The sequence below is a fragment of the Corynebacterium sp. HMSC072G08 genome (assembly GCF_001809185.1).
Classification (GTDB): domain Bacteria; phylum Actinomycetota; class Actinomycetes; order Mycobacteriales; family Mycobacteriaceae; genus Corynebacterium; species Corynebacterium phoceense.
The window spans coordinates 67,711-85,085 of record NZ_KV796429.1; the positions used below are offsets into that span (position 1 = coordinate 67,711).

Consider the following 17,375-nt stretch of genomic DNA (forward strand, 5'->3'; position numbering starts at 1 on the left):
CATGCAGAAATATATTGAGGACACCCAGTACCTCCTGAGCATCGACTTCGTGCAGCAGTCGCTTATCGCCTGCGCCCTGCTCGGCATCCTCTCGGGCGTGATGACCTCGCTCATCGTGTTGCGTCAGATGTCGTTTTCCGTGCACGCCACCTCGGAGCTCGCCCTTATGGGCGCCTCGGCCGCGCTCCTCTTCGGCCTCAACATCGGCTTCGGCGCGGTCGCCGGCGCCATCGTCGCTGCCATCGTGCTCGCCGTCCTCGGCTTCAAGGGCCAGCAGGACTCCGCCATCGGCGTCGTCATGAGCTTCGGCCTCGGTCTCTCCGTGCTCTTCTTGCACCTCTACCCCGGCAACTCGAACTCCGCGATGTCGCTGCTAACCGGCCAGATCGTCGGCGTCTCGAGCGCCTCCGTCTGGCTGCTCGCCGCGACCATGGTCATCATCGTCGGCGCTGTCGCGCTGTTCTGGCGCCCCATGCTCTTCGCCTCCGCGGACCCCATCATGGCGCAGGCCGCCGGCGTGCCCGTGCGCGCACTGTCCGTCGTCTTCGCCATCCTCGTCGGCCTCGCTGCCGCACAGTCCGTGCAGATCGTCGGCTCCCTGCTCGTCATGGCGCTGCTTATCACCCCGGGCGCCGCCGCCGTGCACATCACGTCCTCGCCGGTGCGCGCCATTATGTGGTCCACCATCTTCGCTGAGGTCTCCGCCGTGGGCGGCCTAGTCCTCTCCCTGGCTCCCGGCCTGCCCGTCTCGGTCTTCGTCACGAGCATCTCTTTTGTTATTTACCTGGTCTGCCGCGGTATCGGCGCGGCCCGCAGCCGCAAGGCCGTCCGCGACGACGTCGCCGCCCGCCGTGCCTCCCAGAAACACTTCGGCGCCGCCACCGATCGCGCCGACGCCGAGGCACACCACACCTCAACGCACGACGAGAGCTGCACGCACCAGGACTAGGCTAGATGCGTGACTTTGGAACGCCGTAGCCTCGAATTACAAGACCGCACCCGCAAGTACCTCGTGTACCGCCCCGACACCGTCGCGGCGAAGCCCGATATCCTCATGTTCTTCCACGGCTCCCTGCAATCCGCGAATGTCATCCGTCGCTTTACCAACGGCACGTTCGATGACCTTGCCACCCGCCACGGCATGCTTGCGGTCTACCCCACCGGCGTGGAACAGCACTTTAACGATGCCCGCGCCACCCTGCCCGTCGCCGCGCGCGAGCTGGGCATCGATGACGTCGCCTTCACGCGCGCCATCCTCGACGAGCTGCGCGCGGAGCAGGAGATTGGCCGCGTGTTCCTCTGCGGCTTCTCCAACGGCGGGCAGATGGTTATCCGCTTGCTCTTCGACGCGCCCGGGCTTGCCGATGCCGCCTGCGTCTTCGCCTCCACTCTCGGCGCCGGCACCAACCATGCGCCCACCAATCCGGACTCGGCGTACCAGCCCACCCCGGTCATGTTCGTCCACGGCACGGGCGACCGGCTCGCGCCCTATAAGGGCGGAACGGCGGGCATTGACCCGAAGCGCACCCGCGGTGCCGTCTCCGGCGCGCAGGAGAATGCCGCACGCTTCGCAGAGCTCAACCATGCCGCCGGCCCGGCGCGCACCCAGCTTTTCCCCGACACCGTTGTCGACCACTGGAAGCCAGCAGATAGCGACGGCGCACCGGTCGAGCTCGTGAGCGTCGAGGGCATGGGCCACGTCATCCCGTCGGGCAACGAGCTGGACCCACGCCTGGGTAAAAACACGGATTCCTTCATCGCTGCCGAGCTCGTGGAGGACTTCTTCGGCCTTTAAACCCGCCGCATCACTTCGGCGAGGGACTGAAACGCCAGCGTCTGTGTCACGTCGCGCATCTCTAAGAAGAACCCATCTTCTGTAATTTCAACAATCCGCGCACCGGGGATGGCTGCCACGATCGGCGAGTGCGTCACCACGATGAACTGCGCACCCGCCTCCGCGGCACGATGGATTTCCGCCATGAGCGTCATCTGCCGCACGAGCGAAAGCCCCGACTCCGGCTCGTCGAGGATATAGAGCCCGCGCCCATCAAAGGAACGCTGCACGACGTCCATGACGGATTCGCCGTGCGACATCGCGGTCGAACCGACGTTGTAGTGCGTCTCCGCGCGCAGGAAGTAGCCGTCCTTCGCCGCGTTACCCAAGCGCAGGCTCGCCCACCCCCGGAGGGGATTGATGGGACCGGCGGAGCGCTGCACACCCCATATCCCGCCGCGCTCAGGAAAGCCGTACTCGAAGGCAATGCCCTCGGCGAGCGTCGACTTGCCCACCCCGTTGTCCCCGGTCAGCACGGTCACCGGCGCACGCAGGTCCAGTCCCTGGCGTCGCAGCGCCACGAAACCAGGAACGGAGGACACCCACTCAGGTCCGTGGCCGCCGTCCACCGCGGCATAGGCGTCGACATAGAAGTCCCTCATTCGCCCTCCCCAATTAGAAACGCGGCGGTCCCCAATGGATCGGCGAGGAACTCGCGCGCGGCGTGAACAGCCTCCGTCGCTTCGGGAGCGACGGGCGCAATCCCATTGTCGCCGAACGCGTAGACGGTCGCGCCTTGCATGCTGAGGAAGACTGGTGAGTGCGTCGCGAGGATGACCTGTGCGCCTTGGGCGGTGAGGCGCTCGAGCTGCGTGGCAACCTCGACCTGCCGGGGATAGGACAAGCCGTCTTCCGGCTCGTCGAGAATGATCATTCCGTCAGAATGGAAGCGTCTCTCGACGAGGGCGAGCAGACCCTGGCCGTGGCTGAGAAACGGCAGGTCCCTGAGCGGATCGGGATTCTCCGGGCTATGGATCTGGTGGTGATACTCGCTCAAGTTGAGGAAGGTCTCGCCGCGCAAGAAGTACACGTCGCGCGGGTTGTGCGCCCGCGAGCAGATGAGCCACTCGGGATAGTCCTCGTCGCCGGTGGCAAAACGGGCGTGGCGCGAACCGCCCTCGGGATTGACGCCAAGCCCCACGGCGATGGCCTCTAGCAGCGTGGATTTTCCGGCGCCGTTATCCCCCACGACGACGGTCACGGGCGTAGGAAAACGCAAGGCGCCGCCGGGCAGCGCTGCGATGAGCGCGCCCAGGCGGCGCATGTGTTCCGGCACATCGGGCAGTCCCTCCCCGATAAGCTCCGGGGCGGGACGCACGCTCGTGAGAAACATGGCGGCGAAAGCGTGAGCCTATTTCTGGGCCACGCGGCGCTGGCGGGCGAACTCGGACAGCACCGCGCCGGCCGCGACGGAGGCGTTGAGCGACTCGACCCACGGGGTCATGGGGATGGACATGACCTCGTCGCAGTTCTCGCGCACGAGACGGGAAATGCCCTTGCCCTCGGAGCCGATGACGATGACGACGGGATCCGTGCCGCCGTCGTAGGTGTCGAGCGTGTGCTCGCCGCCGGCGTCGAGGCCCACGACCTGGTAGCCGTGCTTCTGGAAGTACTGCACCGTGCGCGTGAGGTTCGTCGCACGCGCCACGGGCAGGCGCGCTGCGGTGCCCGCGGAGGTACGCCATGCCACGGCAGTGACGGAAGCGGAGCGGCGCTCCGGGATGATGACGCCGTGGCCGCCGAAGGCCGCGACGGAACGAATGACCGCGCCGAGGTTACGCGGGTCCGTGATGTTGTCGAGGATGACGAACATGCCCGGCTCGGGCTTGGCCGCCACGTCAGCGACGAGGTCCTCAACCTGCGCGTATTTGAACGGCGGAATCTGCAGGCCAATGCCCTGGTGCATGCCGTTGCCTGTCATGTTGTCCATCTCGTGGCGCTGGACCTCGAGCACCGGCAGGTTGCGGGAGTTCGCGATGGCAACGGCCTCGGAGAGGCGTTCGTCCATGCGGGTGCCCTGCACAATGTAGAGGGAGGTCGCCGGGACCTTCGCGTGGAGGCATTCCACGACAGGGTTGCGGCCCACGACCATCTCTGCGGTCTCCTTGACGTGGCGCCCGGAGTTGCGACGTTCGCGAATCTGCTTCGCCTTGTACTTGGCGTGGTAGACGCGGTCCTCCGCCTTCGGGGTCGGGCCCTTGCCCTCCAAACCCTTCTTGCGCTGTCCGCCGGTGCCCTTGAGCGCACCCTTCTTATTCGACTTGCGTGCGCCTGCGCCGCCACGGCCGTGAGTTCGTGCCATAAAAATCTATCCTTCTAGAGCGTGTGCAACGTGTAATTTAAGCCAGCGACCAGGTGGGGCCGTCGGGAGTATCGGTAATGGTAATGCCCGCTGCTGCGAGTCGGTCGCGCACGGCATCCGCTGTGGCCCAGTCCTTCTCGGCACGTGCGGTGGTACGTGCCTCGAGCTCGGCGGCGACGAGGACCTCGAGTGCCTGCTCGGCCGCACCCGAATCCGCAGCGGAGCCAGACGCCCACTCGATCGGGTCGAAGCCCAGCACCGCAGCCATAGCGCGCACAGACTGTGCGAGATCCAGCGCGCGGGCTTCGTCCCCCTCGGCGAGCGCCTTGTTGCCAGCGCGCACCGTGGTGTGAATTTCTGCCAGGGCGCGTGGAACGGCGATATCGTCATTCATCGCGTCCTCGAAGCCCTGCGTCCACTCACCCACCTCGACGGTGTCGAAGCGCGCGAGGAAGTCCTCGATGCGCCGGTAGCCCGCGGCAGCCTCGGTGAGCGCGGCCTCGGAGTACTCGAGCACGGAACGGTAATGCGCCGAGCCCAGGTAGTAGCGCAGCTCGACTGGGCGGACGAGCTCCAGCATGGTGGGCACGGAGAGCACGTTGCCCAGGGACTTGGACATCTTCTCTCCGGCCATGGTGACCCAGTGATTGTGCATCCAGTAATGCGCGAAGCCGTCGCCCGCCGCGTGGGACTGGGCAATCTCGTTCTCGTGGTGCGGGAACTGCAGGTCCAGGCCGCCGCAGTGAATGTCGAACTCGGAACCCAGGTAGTACGTGGACATCGCCGAGCACTCCAGGTGCCAGCCCGGGCGACCCTTGCCCCACGGCGTGGGCCACGAGGGCTCGCCGGGCTTCGCGCCCTTCCACAGGGCGAAGTCTTGGGCGCCGCGCTTGCCACGGTCGAGGGCGTCCACGCCCTCCCCTTGGTCCATTTCCTCGACCTTGTTGCCGGACAGGGATCCGTAGTCAGAACCCTCGGCCGCGACCCAAGCATTGACGTCGAAGTAGACGGAACCTGCTCCTTCGGCTTCACCGTCGGTCTTGCCGACGGCATAGGCGAAGCCGCGGTCCATGAGGCGCTGCATGTAGTCGACCATCTGGGTGACGAAGCCGGTCGCGCGCGGCTCGACGGAGGGCGGAAGAACACCGAGCGTGTTGTACGCCTTGGTGAACTCGCGCTCATACGTGGAGACCCACTCCCACCAGGGACGGCCGTTGTCCGTGGCCTTGGTGAGAATCTTGTCATCGATGTCGGTGACGTTGCGGACGAAGGCAACGTCGAAGCCCTGAGCAATGAGCCAACGACGCAGGATATCGAAGGCGACGCCGGAACGCAGGTGACCGATGTGCGGTTGGGCCTGCGGGGTCGCGCCACACAGATAGATAGACACGTGACCGGGCCGGATGGGCTCGAACGGGCGCTGCGTACGCGCCGCCGTGTCATAGATGTGAAGCTGCGTGGTCGGGGTCTGCTTATCGTTGGAAGTCACGCAGCCCATTCTAGGGGACGCTGGGCTTTTCTTTGCTACCCACCGACATCGGTGGAGGGCACGGCTGCCTGCGGAGCACGAGTTTAGGTGCTGGCTAATGCGGTGGCTTATGCGGTGGCCTTCCACACGACAGCGGTCGCGACGGCGGCGCGGCCTTCCGCGCGACCGGTGAAACCGAGGTGATCGGTCGTCGTCGCGGAGATGGACACCGGGGCGCCGAGGATCTCGGTGAGCACGCGCTCGGCTTCCTCGCGTCGCGGGCCCATCTTCGGGGTCTGGCCTACGAGCTGTGCTGCGGCGTTGCCGATAGTAAAGCCGTTCTCCTCAAGCAACGCGCGGCATTCTTTGAGCAGCTGCGCTCCGGAGACGCCGGCGTATTCCTTACGGCCTACGCCGACGAAGGAGCCGAGGTCACCCAGCTGTGACGCGGAAAGCAATGCGTCGACGACGGCGTGGGAGACAACATCGCCGTCCGAGTGTCCCTCGCAGCCGTCCGCGCCCTCGAAGAGGAGACCCGCGATCCAGCAGGGCTTGCCTTCTTCGATCTGGTGGGCATCCGTGGCGATGCCCACGCGCGGAATAATCGGCTGTTTCATGATGGTCTCCTTATTTATTTCTCGTCGCGCGCCGCAGGCTGCGCGGCGAGGACGGCGCGGGCGAGGGTGAGGTCGAGCGGGGTCGTTATCTTGAACGCCATCGCGTCGCCGGGGACGGTCACGACGGTGACGCCGAACCATTCCATGAGGCTTGCGTCATCCGTCGCGATGAAGTCCTGCTTTCTTGCGAAGTAGGCCTCGTTGACGCAGATGAGCGTCGCGAGATCGAAGCCCTGTGGGGTCTGGACGGCGCGTAGGCGGGAACGGTCTGGGGTCGCGAGAACGGTGTCGCCGTCGACTTCTTTGATCGTGTCGGCGACGGGCAGCACCGGGATGACGGCGGACGCACCGGCCGCGACGCGGTCGACAATGCGCGCGACCATGTCCGGCGGGGTGAGCGCGCGGGCGGCATCGTGGACAAGGACGATGGCATCCTCATGACTCGCGTCGGCGCTAGCCGACGCGCCAGCCGACGCGGCAGTTGACGCAGCATCGGCAGCCGCGGCCCGAAGGCCGGCCCAGACGGAGTCGGCGCGCTCGCCGCCGCCGTGGACGAGGCGCACGGGGGCATCGGCAAGCTGGGCGTCTGCAAGGACCCGCGCAGCGGTGTCCTGCATGTCGGGGCTCACGAGAACGATGACCTCATCAACGCGGCCGGAGTCGAGCAGCAGACGCACGGAACGCGCGAGCAGCGGGACGCCGTCGAGTTCGACGTAGGCCTTAGGGATCGGCGCGCCGAGGCGCGTGCCTTGGCCGGCCGCAGCCACGAGCGCAATGACGCGGCGCGACATTATTTACTCTTCGTCGTCAGAATCGTCGAAGTTGAGGTCTGCGAGGTCCTCATCATCACCGCCAGTGACGACGGTGGTGTCCTCAACGAGGCCTGCTGCGCGGTGGCGCTCGATGGTGGCCTGGATTTCCTCTTCGAGGGCATCAGCCTTCTTCTCATCGACCGGGGTGGCAAGGGCCAGCTCACCCACGAGAATCTGGCGGGCCTTGGCGAGCATGCGCTTCTCACCGGCGGACAGGCCGCGATCCTGGTCGCGGCGCCACAAGTCACGAACGACCTCGGCCACCTTGTTGATATCCGAGGAGGCGAGGCGCTCCTGGTTGGCCTTGAAGCGGCGGGACCAGTTGCCAGCCTCTTCGACGTCGGTTTCGCGCAAGACGGAGAAGACCTTCTCTAGGCCTTCCTTACCCACGACGTCACGGACGCCAACATGCTCGGCATTCTTGGAAGGAACGCGCACGACGAGATCCGAGTGCTTGATCTGAAGCACGAGGAACTCCAAGGTCTCCCCGCCCATCTCACGCTGTTCGATGGCAGTAATCTCTGCAGCACCGTGGTGCGGGTAAACGACGACCTCGCCGACCTTGAACTCCATGTTTGTCCAGTCACTCCTCGTTCGGGTTCGTTGGCGCGCATCGCACGACGCGACACACGCATATATGGTGAGAAATTTTACCACGCTGGACGGGGGCGGCGTTTGCACCCCGGGTTTACCCCCGGATACCCCCATGTTACGCATGTGGCGTAGCCCCCAATGGGCCCAAAACTGTGTACTTCCCGCCGCTAACGACTAGGCTAAGTCGTTGATAAACGCCTGATCTCTTAATTGGAGGACGCTCGAAGTGAAGTCCCTGAAGTCTGCCGCACGTCGCGGTGCCATCATCTCTGTTGCTGCTATGTCCGCGCTTTCTCTGGCAGCCTGCTCCGCGGGCCAGATCACCCAGACCTCGCAGAAGGTCATCGCAGTGGATGGCACCAACGCCAAGACCGAAGACGGCGCCGTGGCCGTGCGTGACGTCACCATCCAGCTGGAGCCGAACGACGGCACCGCATCGCTCAAGTTCAGCGTCATCAACGACGGCTACGCCGACGGCAAGGTCACCCTCCAGTCCATCGACGTCGACGGCCAGTCCGTCAACGTCTCCTCCGCACAGCCCATCGGCCGCGGCCAGTCCATCATCGGTGATTCCAAGGCCAACCTCGACGCCGTCCCGCAGGACGAGACCTCTAATTCCGTGCAGTACATCACCACGGATCTCACCAACGAGGACTACGCCTTCGGCGGCACCCGCCCGGTCACCTTCACCTTCAACAACGGTGAGCTCACCGTGGACGCTCCGGTGTCCGCCTCCCCGCTGACCTCCGGCCAGTACAACCGTGACTCCTCCTCCACCGAGGGCTACACCACGGAGACCGCTAAGGCTGAGCACCACTAATTCTCTCCGTGTGCGCCCCTGCCGCACACGCCTTCGAGCCATTCCCCCGCCCGCGCTGCTGGTCAGCGCCGGCGGGGGTTTCGTGTTGAGGGGCTGGTTTAGAGTAGGCAGCATGGCTAAGAAAGTTCGTCCCATCCACACCTGCTCCGAGTGTGGATACGTCTCGCCTAAGTGGCTGGGGCGCTGCCCCGAGTGTGGTTCGTGGGGCACACTGCAGGAATCCATGCCCGCCGCGCCCGCGTCGGGTGGTGGCCTGGGCGGCGGGGCCGCGGCGCAGGCGGCCGTAAGCGGCCAGCTGGCCAAGGGGCTTACTCCCACGAGTCCGGCGCAACCCATTACGAAGATTGGGGCGTCGGCGACAAAGACGCTGCCCACGGGCATTGGGGAGCTTGACCGCGTGCTGGGCACCGGCATCGTGCCGGGATCCGTGGTGCTCATGGCGGGCGAGCCGGGCGTGGGCAAGTCCACGCTGCTGCTCGAGGTAGCCTCGCAATGGGCGCAGCTGGAGCGAACGGCGCTCTATGTGACGGCGGAGGAGTCCGCGGGCCAGGTACGTGCCCGCGCGGAGCGCACCGGAGCGCTGCATGACACGCTCTATCTGGCGGCGGAGTCGAACCTCGACGTGGTGTTCGGGCACGTGGAACAGCTCAAGCCCTCGCTCATGATTGTGGACTCGGTGCAGACCATGCATGCCGCGGGCGTCGAGGGCGTGGCCGGCGGCGTCGCGCAGTCGCGCGCGGTGACGGCGGCGCTCACCACGCTGGCGAAGACGACGGGCATTCCCATCCTGCTCGTGGGCCACGTGACGAAGGACGGCAATGTCGCGGGTCCGCGCGTGCTCGAACACCTCGTGGACGTCGTCCTCAACTTTGAGGGCGACCGGCAGTCCAGCTTGCGCATGCTGCGCGGTATTAAGAATCGCTTCGGCGCCACGGACGAGGTAGGTTGCTTCGAGCAGACCGCCGGCGGCATTCGGGAAGTCTCAGATCCGTCGGGGCTCTTCCTCTCCCACCGCGGGGCGACACCGGACGGCTCGGCGGTGACGGTGGCCATGGACGGCGTGCGGCCCATCTTGGCAGAAGTTCAGGCGCTCACGGTGGATCCGGTCTCGAAGAACCCGCGCCGCGTGGTCACGGGCTTGGACAATAACCGTGTGCCCATGGTGCTCGCCGTGCTTCAGGCGCGCGCGGGCCAGAAGTCGAATGAGAAGGACGCGTACGTCGCGACGGTGGGCGGCGTGCGCATCAACGAAACAGCGACGGACCTGGCGGTGGCGCTCGCCACGTGGTCCTCGTTGCATGAGAAGCCGCTGCCCGCGAAGACCGTCGTCATCGGCGAGGTGGGCTTGGCCGGGGAGCTGCGCCGCGTACCCGGCGTGGAACGGCGTCTCGCGGAGGCTGCGCGCCTAGGCTACAAGCAGGCCATCGTGCCGGCGGGCTCAGACGCGAAGGTCGCGGGCATGCACGTCAAAGAAGTCGCGACGTTGGGGCAGGCCATCGCACTCGTCGACGCGTAGCGGGGAGAAAAATGCGCACGCCCCGCGCGGCGCGTGTGTGCTGGCGGGGGCGGAAAGCGAGAGCGACTCGGGGTAAGCGCTTGGCTAGTTCAGATTGAACGTGTAGCCCTCGGAGTAGTTATCGCCAATGATGCCGTGGGCGAAGTAGTGGCCAGCCTCGGCGACGGGGCGGTCGGAGCATTGCCCAGGCTCGGAACCCTTGCGCGACCACGTGGCCTGGAATTGCTGGGTGGCACCGGCCTTGAAGGTCGTGCGACCGGTCTGGACGGAGGGGTAGCAATCCGTGTCCGCCCACACGCGGGCGTTCGTGCCCATCTTGTAGACCTCGAAGCGGAGCTTGTTCTGGTCCAAGTCGATATCGCAGTCCACGGCGGTGGGGTTTTCGACGTCCATGACGAAGACAGGCAAGGCGCCGTCCTTGTAAGACGCCTCCACGGTTTTCACGCCCACCTTGAGATCATCCACGGTGCAGGAATTCTTCGGGGCTTCGGACGCTGCGGCGGAGTCGGACGGCGCGGCGGATTCGGACGGCGCGGCTGCAGAGGACTCAGCGGACGGGGCGCCGTCGGAAGCGGGAGCCTCCGCGGCGGAGGACGTGGGAGCCGCCGACGGTGCGGAGGAGGGGGCATCGGCAGGCTGGGCCAGCGAGGAGGTTGCGGCGGCCTGTTGCGACGCATCATCCTTACCGCCTCGGCCCACGGTCCAGGCGATGATGAGCGCGGCGACCACCACGAGGATAAGAATCAGCGCGGCCGCACGGCGGCGCTGATAAATCACGGGAGGCAGTGGCTTACGCGGAGTCGACATGCCCTTATTTTAGGGCGTGACCGGCGCGACCTGCGCCACTGCGGGCCCGCGTGTCTACTGCACGCCGTGCAGGACGAGGGGTTCGACCGTGCCGTCATCAAGGAGGTAGCGAATGCCAGCAATGCCGAGCTCCCCCGCTTCAACCTTATCGGCGAGATGCGGAATGCGCGCCATGAGCTGCTTGACGGTCTCCACAGTGTTACGACGCTCGAAGTCGTCCGTGGTGTCCTTGCCCTCGGCCTGGGAGGCGATGGCGGCGAGCGCAACCCTTTCCACGATGGTGCGTTGGAAGCCAGCCGGAATGGTGGAGTCGTCCTTGAGGAAGCCCGAGGTCGCCTTCACAGCACCGCAGGACTGGTGCCCCATGACGACAAGGAGGTCGCAATCGAGGTCATCGACGGCAAACTGCACGGAGGCGAGCACGGAGTTGTCCACGATATGGCCAGCATTGCGAATGATAAACGCGTCGCCAAAGCCCATGTCGAAGACAAGTTCCGCGGGGACGCGAGAGTCGCCGCAAGAAAAAATTGCAACGCGCGGGGCCTGGCCGGTGCGCAGGGCGTCGCGGCGAGCAATATCGGAGTGAGGATGTTCCGCCTGGTCAGAGGCGTAACGTTGGTTTCCAGCCAGCAGGGCGTCCCAGACGTCCTGAGGGGTCTTGAGCTCAATGTTTTTAGCCACGGTACATAAGTTTAAACTATCCCTGATGAACTTCGAAGCACTTCTTGCATGGTTTGACGTCAACGAGCGGGATCTCCCCTGGCGCCGACCGGGTACCACTGCCTGGGGCGTGCTGCTCAGCGAAGTGATGAGCCAGCAAACTCCCGTCGCGCGCGTCGCCCCCATCTGGAAGGACTGGATGGTGCGCTGGCCCACGCACGTGGACTTCGCGGCAGCCTCCCGCGCGGACGTCCTCAAGGCGTGGGGCACGTTAGGCTATCCCCGGCGCGCGCTGCGGCTCTGGGAGTGCGCGCAGGCTCTCGGCTCGTCACCCGTCCCCTCTGATGTCGATGCTTTATTGGAATTGCCTGGCATCGGGGATTACACCGCCCGAGCCGTGGCGTGTTTCCACTACGGGCTCAACGTGCCCGTCGTCGATACGAATGTGCGGCGCGTCTATGCGCGCGCTATCACAGGGACCTTCCTGCCACCCACGCCGCGCAAGCGGGAGCTTGCCGATGTTGCCTCGCTCCTCGAGGCCGCACCCGCTGGGCGCGGGCCGCGCGTCTCTGCCGCGCTCATGGAGCTAGGCGCCCTGGTGTGCACGGCGAAGAATCCCTCCTGCGAGGCGTGCCCGCTCAAAGCCGAGTGCGCGTGGCAGCTCGCCGGGTGCCCGGAGCCCTCGGAGGAGGAGACCGCCAAGGCGAAGAAGCGCGTCCAGAAGTTCACGGGCACGGACCGCCAAGCGCGCGGGCGGCTCATGGCGGTACTTCGCGGGGCGACCGAGCCAGTCTCACAGGCGGCCCTCGACGCCGTGTGGGAGGACGCCCCGCAGCGCTCCCGCGCGTTGGCCTCGTTGCTCGCGGACGGACTCGCGGAGCAGGATCCGGACGGGCGGTTCCGGTTGCCTTCCTAGAAGTCTGGGTTCCCCGCGCCCGGGCGGTGGTGCGAGAAGTCGATGAGGTGGCCCAACGCCCAATCCTTATCCGTGAGCAGACGGGCGAGGATGAGCCCCGCGCCGATGGAGATGACCACCATGGCCGCCGTCGCGGCGAAGGTGAGCGCCTGCGTCATATCGCCGGCGTTGAGCTGGTAGACGGAGCGGAACATCGCGGTGCCGGGAATCATGATGACGGAGGCCGGGACCGTCGTCGTAATGCGGGGCAGATGCACCTGCTTTGAGGCGACGGCGCCGAGTAGGCCCACGATGAGCCCGCCCACGAACGCCGCAAAGTAGGCCGTGGTGCCAGCTTCCACAAGCAGCAGGCGCACGAGGTTGGCCACGGTGCCCACGCACGCGGCGACGAGCACCATGCGCCGCGAGGAATTAAAGAGGAAGGCGAACCCCGCGATGCCGCAGAAACTTGCCACGGCCGCGAGCAGGAACCATCCCGGCGTGAAGTCCGCCTGCGCCGGCTCCGGCTTGAGATCCGTCAACCAGCTCACCATCGTCACCGTAAACGTCGCCGCAAGGATGACTGTGAGCGCATACGTCAAGCGCGCGAGCCCCGCGTCGAAGTCGAAGCGGCCTAAATCAATGAGCGCGGAGAAGAGCGGAAAACCCGGGATGAGGAAGAGCACCGCAGCAACATAGCCGGAGGAGAACCCCGCGGGGTCCGCGAGCCCCGCCGCAGCGAGGGATTCCGTGGTAGCAAAGAAGACGAGCGAGGACACGAGCCCCGCCGCGACGATGCCGCCCAGCTGGTGAACGTGTTGCTTGGCTAGGGTGTGGCGCGTGAGCTGCCCGCAGAAAGCAGCCAGGGCCACGAGCGCGATGGCCACCCAGGAGAAGTAGTTGAGCACCGCAAAGGACGCGCACGCCACGGCCGCAGCAGTCGAGAGAATCCACACGTTCCAGCGCTTCGTCACGCCATGCTCAATCGCATCAAGCTTCGCCGTGAGTTCTTCCGCCGTGGTCCCCCATGGCACCCCGTGGTGCGTGAGGTCCTCAAGCGCCTCGATGCGCGAGGCGTCCACCGCCGGCGAATGTTGCTGCGCAATGATGGTTCGGAAATGCTCACCGCGGTGGAACGTGCACACAATCTGCGTCACGCCCACGGACAGGTCGAGCCGGTCAAAACCCATCGCGCGCGCCGCGCGCTTCATTCCACGCATGACGCGGTAGCCGGATGTGCCCGCGCCCATGAGCAGCATGCCCAAGCGCAGCACGACGTCGGCCTCGACGCCCATCTGCCGATATTCTGCTTGCGACATGCCCATAGGCCGTCGCTCCCTTCGCCCATCTTTTCTCGACTAAAACCGCGTGCTTTAGCGCCAGCGACCGCGGAAGTTGAGTCCGCCGGGCAGGTTGACCCACATGCCACCACGCGAGTTGAGGGTCACGGGACCGATTTTCGTGGACATCGAAGCACCCGAGCCGGAGATATTGATCCAGCTATTCTTGCCCGTCTTCTTGCGCTTGCGGAAGTAAATACCCATGCAGCAAAGTCTAGCGTCCCGCCCCAATCCGGGTAATCTATGTTCGTGAAAATCCGCTTTCTTCTCTCCTCGCTTGCCCTTGTCGCAAGCCTTGTCCTTCCACCCGCCACGGCTGTCGCCGCGCCTGCCGGTGCTCCCTCTCCCGGCACCGTCACTGCCAGCGCGCCCTTCCAGCACCTGCTGCCCGCCAACTCCTCCGCCCGCGTGCTCACGTACTCCACGACGCGCGAAGATGGCTCCCCCGTCGCGGCTACCGCGACGCTTTACGAGCCCACTGCCGCCTGGACGCACGGCGGCCCGCGTCCCACCATCGTCTTCGCCCCAGGCACCCGCGGTCAGGGCGACCAGTGCGCGCCCTCGCGATCCTTCCTTGGCGTGTCCTCCGCGTGGCCCGGCTCGGTGAATTTTAACTACGAGTACCAGTTCCACCAGGCTGCCGCCGCGGCCGGCATGCGCGTCATCGTGCCGGACTACATCGGGCTCGGCACCCCGGGAGCGCACACCTACGTCAATAACATCGAGGAAGCCCACGCCGTCATCGACGCCGGCCGCGCTGCGCTCCAGGCCTCCGGCGCGCCTGCCGATGCCCCCATCGCCTTCGCCGGCTACTCCCAGGGCGGCGGCGCGGCGGCCGCAGCTGCCGAATTCGCCGAGGCGTATGGCCCCGACCTCAACGTCCGCGGCACCTACGCCGGTGCCCCGCCGGCTGACCTCGAACGCGTCATGCATGCCGTCAACGGCTCCGCCATCGCGCACGTGCTGGGCTACGCCATCAACGGCTTCGCGGAGCGCGACCCGCAATTCCGCGACGCCATCCTCGCCAACTTCAACGACCGCGGCAAGGCCTTCCTGCGCGACGCCGCCACCTCGTGCATCGGCGAATCCGTTGCGACATGGGGCTTTACCCGCACCCAGACGCTCACGGCCCACGGCGAATCCCTGGAGGAACTCTCCCTCAAAGAGCCCATTATCGGCGAGACGCTGCGCCACCAGAAGCTCGGCCAGCACACCCCCAACGCGCCCATCTACATCGCGAACTCCCCCACGGATGATCTCATCCCCTACGGTCAGGCCCGCGCGCTCGCTGGCGCCTACTGCCAGGCCGGCGCGACGGTGAACTTCGTGGCGGAACCCGGCACGGCACTCGCCCCCGGCGCGGCCCTCGGCCACGCGGTGCCTCTCATGGCCTCCGTACCGAAGGGCTTGGTTTACCTCTTCGACCTGTTCACGCATAAGCCCGCCCCGAACAACTGCGCATAGACCCAGGTCACACCGCCCATGCCGGCGCCACGCGGTAGTATTTTCACCGTGAAACTTCTCTCCCTCTCTCCCCTGCGTGCGGGCCGTATTCTCGCCGCTTCGTCCCTCGCCGCCCTGACCGCGGCGGCGCTGTGCACTGCCCCTCTCGCCACCGCGGCCCCCGCGTCGGCCTCATCCCTGTCGAGCGTCGGATCCAGCTCCGGTTCCAGCTCCGGTTCCAGCACCGATTCCAGCTCAGCCGGCGAGGACTACGACTTCTACATGACGCCGCCCTCGGCCGTGGGCTACGCCCCGGCGGGCACGCTCCTGCGAGAGAGCACCGTGGGCGTGGGCCGCAGCCGCATTCTCTACTCCTCCACGCTGGAGGATGGCACGCCCACGTACGTCTCCGGAGCGGTCCTGGAGCCCACCGGCACCTGGCACGGTGAAGGGCCCGCCCCCACCGTCGTCATGGCACCGGGCACCCGCGGCCTCGCGGATCACTGTGCACCCACCAAGGGCCCGGGCTTCCGGGGCCAGATCGCCCCGCTCATGTCGTCCATGGGCATTAACTATGAGCTGCCCTATTACGCAAAGTTCCGCGCGCGCGGCATGCGTCTCGTGCTCACTGACTACATCGGTCTGGGCACGCCCGGCGTCCACACGTATGCCAACCGTGTCGAGCAGGCCCACGCGGTGCTCGACGCCGCCCGCGCCGTCGTCGGTGACTCGGGCCGCCCCGTCGCTCTCTTCGGGTACTCCCAGGGCGGCGGTGCCGCTGCCGCCGGCGCTGAGCTCGCGGAAGCATACGCCCCAGAGCTCAACCTGCGCGCCACCTATGCGGGCGCTCCCCCGGCTGACCTCATCGCCATGCTCGGCGGTTCGCCGAACTTAGGCCCGAATCTCGCTTACGCCATCGCGGGATTCTCTGCGCGCGACGAAGGCTTTGCCACCGCTGTCAACGGCTACCTCAACTCCAAGGGCCGGTACTGGCTCGCGGAAAACTCCCGCTCGTGCATCATCGACTCCATGCTGCGCTGGGGTGCTACTCCGCTGTCATCGCTCACGGATACCGGCATGTCCATGGCCGAGTTCATCGCCTCGGACGAGCGTGTTTCCTCCGTCCTCGCCCAGCAGAAGCTGGGCACCGTAGCCCCCACGGGCCGCGTCCTCGTGGGCAGCGCTCCCAACGATGACATCGTCAATCATGACCAGGCCATGCAGCTGGCCTCGGACTGGCAGAAGCTCGGCGCGGCGGTGGAGACCACCGAGGTTGCTGGCTCGCCGTTCTCGTCCCGCGTCTCCGGCGGCCACGCCGCAGGCCTCATCGCGCAGTTCGATCCCGCCCTCGACTGGTTGGAGCAGGCTCTGTTGGCGGGCTAGACTCGGTCTCCTTACATGCGGCGAGCCGCGCCGTGTGCCGGAACAAGGAGCTTTCACGCATGCCGAAATTCAGCAATATCAAGACCCAAGATCTTCTCTCCCTCATCATGGCGCTGGCTACGCTCGTGAGCGCCATCATCGGCATCACCGCCAGCAACAACGATGATTCCTCGAGTGGCTCGCTGAGCTCCGAGTCCGCCGCCACCTCGTCGAAGTAACCTCGGAGTAACCCGCGCACTCAGTACACGCCGCGCGGGCTCATCTCCCCTGCGCTAGCCCTGCGCGCGCCAGCTCTCCGTAAATTCTCCGCCCGCCACACGGGCACCGCCCTGGCGCACGCCGAAGCCGCCGTCGCTCACCGTGATGAGTGAGCCGTCCGTGGGAACATAGAACGTTGGGCCTTCCAGATAGGCCGTGTTTGTCAGCGATCCGCCAAACAGCGCGCTGTGATAGATGTACTCGCCGCCAGATGCACACACGACCGCCGCGCCATCGGGGCCACGCCCGGCAAAGGCAAGCGTCTCGCCATCACCGCAGACGGCAGTAGTCCCCGACCATCCGCTCTGCGTAAGTCCCTCCGGCATGCCTGTCTCAGCAGACGCTTCCACCGTTGAGGTCGGCACCACCGACGTCGCGGATGGCGCCGAGGACTCGCTCTCGGGTTCGTCAGTCGGCACCGCCGCCTCCTCGCCCTGCCCCGACGCGGTCTGCGTGACCACAACGGTCGAGCGCTCCGCATTACTGTTCTTACCGCCACCCCACACGGTCCACGCTACGAACCCCACTGCGGCGAGCACAATACCCGCCAATAGGACAACCCCAGCGATCAGCGGCCAACCGGACTCACTCGAGCGGGCGGTTGCAGATCCTGTCTTCTTCGACGA

At 66.2% G+C, this 17,375-nt stretch carries 20 protein-coding genes; 8 read left to right on the top strand and 12 right to left on the bottom strand.

Annotated elements, in window-relative coordinates:
• The first annotated feature begins 1 nt into the window (after position 1).
• Both HMPREF2559_RS08425 and HMPREF2559_RS08430 read left to right on the top strand, forming a co-directional pair.
• Positions 2–949 (top strand): metal ABC transporter permease, encoded by a 948-nt coding sequence (locus HMPREF2559_RS08425; protein WP_066509697.1) that lies wholly within the window; start codon positions 2–4, stop codon positions 947–949.
• Between the two features lie 9 nt (positions 950–958).
• Positions 959–1,795, top strand: coding sequence for a CE1 family esterase (locus HMPREF2559_RS08430; RefSeq protein WP_068801336.1), 837 nt, complete (start codon positions 959–961; stop codon positions 1,793–1,795).
• Here the strand turns inward: HMPREF2559_RS08430 and HMPREF2559_RS08435 are convergent.
• From HMPREF2559_RS08435 to HMPREF2559_RS08465, 7 genes are all read right to left on the bottom strand, one after another.
• On the bottom strand, positions 1,792–2,436 hold the full coding sequence (locus HMPREF2559_RS08435; RefSeq protein ID WP_066490112.1) for an AAA family ATPase: 645 nt from the start codon (positions 2,434–2,436) through the stop codon (positions 1,792–1,794). The genes HMPREF2559_RS08430 and HMPREF2559_RS08435 overlap by 4 nt on opposite strands.
• The gene (locus HMPREF2559_RS08440; RefSeq protein WP_066490103.1) at positions 2,433–3,167 is read right to left on the bottom strand and encodes an AAA family ATPase; all 735 of its coding nucleotides are present in this window, start codon (positions 3,165–3,167) and stop codon (positions 2,433–2,435) included. The genes HMPREF2559_RS08435 and HMPREF2559_RS08440 overlap by 4 nt, the downstream gene beginning before the upstream one ends.
• A gap of 18 nt (positions 3,168–3,185) precedes the next feature.
• The gene (gene rlmB, locus HMPREF2559_RS08445; RefSeq protein ID WP_066490093.1) at positions 3,186–4,136 is read right to left on the bottom strand and encodes a 23S rRNA (guanosine(2251)-2'-O)-methyltransferase RlmB; all 951 of its coding nucleotides are present in this window, start codon (positions 4,134–4,136) and stop codon (positions 3,186–3,188) included.
• 37 nt (positions 4,137–4,173) lie between these two features.
• Entirely contained in the window at positions 4,174–5,634 is a 1,461-nt protein-coding gene (gene cysS, locus HMPREF2559_RS08450; protein ID WP_066490085.1) for a cysteine--tRNA ligase, read from the bottom strand.
• Between the two features lie 98 nt (positions 5,635–5,732).
• On the bottom strand, positions 5,733–6,221 hold the full coding sequence (ispF, locus tag HMPREF2559_RS08455; protein WP_066490082.1) for a 2-C-methyl-D-erythritol 2,4-cyclodiphosphate synthase: 489 nt from the start codon (positions 6,219–6,221) through the stop codon (positions 5,733–5,735).
• A gap of 14 nt (positions 6,222–6,235) precedes the next feature.
• The gene (ispD, locus tag HMPREF2559_RS08460; protein ID WP_066509702.1) at positions 6,236–7,012 is read right to left on the bottom strand and encodes a 2-C-methyl-D-erythritol 4-phosphate cytidylyltransferase; all 777 of its coding nucleotides are present in this window, start codon (positions 7,010–7,012) and stop codon (positions 6,236–6,238) included.
• Positions 7,013–7,015: 3 nt separating this feature from the next.
• On the bottom strand, positions 7,016–7,606 hold the full coding sequence (locus HMPREF2559_RS08465) for a CarD family transcriptional regulator (RefSeq protein WP_066490076.1): 591 nt from the start codon (positions 7,604–7,606) through the stop codon (positions 7,016–7,018).
• A gap of 247 nt (positions 7,607–7,853) precedes the next feature.
• Here HMPREF2559_RS08465 and HMPREF2559_RS08470 point away from each other — a divergent pair, with 247 nt between their 5' ends.
• Positions 7,854–8,447, top strand: a complete 594-nt coding sequence (locus tag HMPREF2559_RS08470; RefSeq protein ID WP_066490073.1) for a hypothetical protein — start codon at positions 7,854–7,856, stop codon at positions 8,445–8,447.
• A 112-nt stretch (positions 8,448–8,559) separates the two neighbouring features.
• A complete protein-coding gene (radA, locus tag HMPREF2559_RS08475) occupies positions 8,560–9,963 on the top strand; it encodes a DNA repair protein RadA (protein ID WP_066509711.1) in 1,404 nt (467 codons plus the stop codon).
• 84 nt (positions 9,964–10,047) lie between these two features.
• On the opposite strand, the gene HMPREF2559_RS08480 is transcribed toward radA, so the two are convergent.
• Both HMPREF2559_RS08480 and HMPREF2559_RS08485 read right to left on the bottom strand, forming a co-directional pair.
• The gene (locus HMPREF2559_RS08480) at positions 10,048–10,770 is read right to left on the bottom strand and encodes a hypothetical protein (protein WP_070540290.1); all 723 of its coding nucleotides are present in this window, start codon (positions 10,768–10,770) and stop codon (positions 10,048–10,050) included.
• Positions 10,771–10,824: 54 nt separating this feature from the next.
• Entirely contained in the window at positions 10,825–11,451 is a 627-nt protein-coding gene (locus tag HMPREF2559_RS08485; RefSeq protein ID WP_066490053.1) for a carbonic anhydrase, read from the bottom strand.
• Positions 11,452–11,476: 25 nt separating this feature from the next.
• On the opposite strand from HMPREF2559_RS08485, the gene HMPREF2559_RS08490 reads away from it, so the two are divergent.
• Positions 11,477–12,346 carry an HhH-GPD family protein gene (locus HMPREF2559_RS08490; RefSeq protein ID WP_066490417.1) on the top strand — a complete coding sequence of 290 codons (870 nt, stop codon included), beginning with the start codon at positions 11,477–11,479 and terminating at the stop codon, positions 12,344–12,346.
• Here the strand turns inward: HMPREF2559_RS08490 and HMPREF2559_RS08495 are convergent.
• Positions 12,343–13,620, bottom strand: a complete 1,278-nt coding sequence (locus tag HMPREF2559_RS08495; protein WP_141759230.1) for a threonine/serine exporter family protein — start codon at positions 13,618–13,620, stop codon at positions 12,343–12,345. The two genes, HMPREF2559_RS08490 and HMPREF2559_RS08495, sit on opposite strands and share 4 nt — an antisense overlap.
• A 78-nt stretch (positions 13,621–13,698) precedes the next feature.
• Positions 13,699–13,869 carry a DUF4236 domain-containing protein gene (locus tag HMPREF2559_RS12790; RefSeq protein WP_077210016.1) on the bottom strand — a complete coding sequence of 57 codons (171 nt, stop codon included), beginning with the start codon at positions 13,867–13,869 and terminating at the stop codon, positions 13,699–13,701.
• A gap of 39 nt (positions 13,870–13,908) precedes the next feature.
• Between HMPREF2559_RS12790 and HMPREF2559_RS08500 the strand changes: the two genes are divergently transcribed.
• The 3 genes from HMPREF2559_RS08500 to HMPREF2559_RS13010 are packed head-to-tail and all read left to right on the top strand — an operon-like array spanning position 13,909 to position 16,709.
• Positions 13,909–15,129, top strand: coding sequence for a lipase family protein (locus HMPREF2559_RS08500; RefSeq protein ID WP_070540294.1), 1,221 nt, complete (start codon positions 13,909–13,911; stop codon positions 15,127–15,129).
• A 48-nt stretch (positions 15,130–15,177) separates the two neighbouring features.
• Positions 15,178–16,491, top strand: coding sequence for a lipase family protein (locus HMPREF2559_RS08505; RefSeq protein WP_066490043.1), 1,314 nt, complete (start codon positions 15,178–15,180; stop codon positions 16,489–16,491).
• Positions 16,492–16,550: 59 nt separating this feature from the next.
• Positions 16,551–16,709: a hypothetical protein gene (locus HMPREF2559_RS13010; protein ID WP_154666885.1), complete on the top strand. Its 159-nt coding sequence runs from the start codon at positions 16,551–16,553 to the stop codon at positions 16,707–16,709.
• A gap of 54 nt (positions 16,710–16,763) precedes the next feature.
• Here HMPREF2559_RS13010 and HMPREF2559_RS08510 read toward each other — a convergent pair whose 3' ends face one another.
• Positions 16,764–17,300 carry a hypothetical protein gene (locus HMPREF2559_RS08510; protein WP_148138799.1) on the bottom strand — a complete coding sequence of 179 codons (537 nt, stop codon included), beginning with the start codon at positions 17,298–17,300 and terminating at the stop codon, positions 16,764–16,766.
• Between the last annotated feature and the right edge of the window lie 75 nt (positions 17,301–17,375).

What these genes read in the sequence shown, in the direction of transcription:
- ispF (WP_066490082.1), bottom strand. Translation starts at nt 6,221, where the DNA reads ATGAAACAGCCGATTATTCCGCGCGTGGGCATCGCCACGGATGCCCAC.
- HMPREF2559_RS12790 (WP_077210016.1), bottom strand. Translation starts at nt 13,869, where the DNA reads ATGGGTATTTACTTCCGCAAGCGCAAGAAGACGGGCAAGAATAGCTGG.
- HMPREF2559_RS08440 (WP_066490103.1), bottom strand. Translation starts at nt 3,167, where the DNA reads ATGTTTCTCACGAGCGTGCGTCCCGCCCCGGAGCTTATCGGGGAGGGA.
- HMPREF2559_RS08500 (WP_070540294.1), top strand. Translation starts at nt 13,909, where the DNA reads ATGTTCGTGAAAATCCGCTTTCTTCTCTCCTCGCTTGCCCTTGTCGCA.
- radA (WP_066509711.1), top strand. Translation starts at nt 8,560, where the DNA reads ATGGCTAAGAAAGTTCGTCCCATCCACACCTGCTCCGAGTGTGGATAC.
- HMPREF2559_RS08425 (WP_066509697.1), top strand. Translation starts at nt 2, where the DNA reads ATGCAGAAATATATTGAGGACACCCAGTACCTCCTGAGCATCGACTTC.
- HMPREF2559_RS08480 (WP_070540290.1), bottom strand. Translation starts at nt 10,770, where the DNA reads ATGTCGACTCCGCGTAAGCCACTGCCTCCCGTGATTTATCAGCGCCGC.
- ispD (WP_066509702.1), bottom strand. Translation starts at nt 7,012, where the DNA reads ATGTCGCGCCGCGTCATTGCGCTCGTGGCTGCGGCCGGCCAAGGCACG.
- cysS (WP_066490085.1), bottom strand. Translation starts at nt 5,634, where the DNA reads ATGGGCTGCGTGACTTCCAACGATAAGCAGACCCCGACCACGCAGCTT.
- HMPREF2559_RS13010 (WP_154666885.1), top strand. Translation starts at nt 16,551, where the DNA reads ATGCCGAAATTCAGCAATATCAAGACCCAAGATCTTCTCTCCCTCATC.
- HMPREF2559_RS08495 (WP_141759230.1), bottom strand. Translation starts at nt 13,620, where the DNA reads ATGGGCGTCGAGGCCGACGTCGTGCTGCGCTTGGGCATGCTGCTCATG.
- HMPREF2559_RS08490 (WP_066490417.1), top strand. Translation starts at nt 11,477, where the DNA reads ATGAACTTCGAAGCACTTCTTGCATGGTTTGACGTCAACGAGCGGGAT.
- HMPREF2559_RS08465 (WP_066490076.1), bottom strand. Translation starts at nt 7,606, where the DNA reads ATGGAGTTCAAGGTCGGCGAGGTCGTCGTTTACCCGCACCACGGTGCT.
- HMPREF2559_RS08435 (WP_066490112.1), bottom strand. Translation starts at nt 2,436, where the DNA reads ATGAGGGACTTCTATGTCGACGCCTATGCCGCGGTGGACGGCGGCCAC.
- rlmB (WP_066490093.1), bottom strand. Translation starts at nt 4,136, where the DNA reads ATGGCACGAACTCACGGCCGTGGCGGCGCAGGCGCACGCAAGTCGAAT.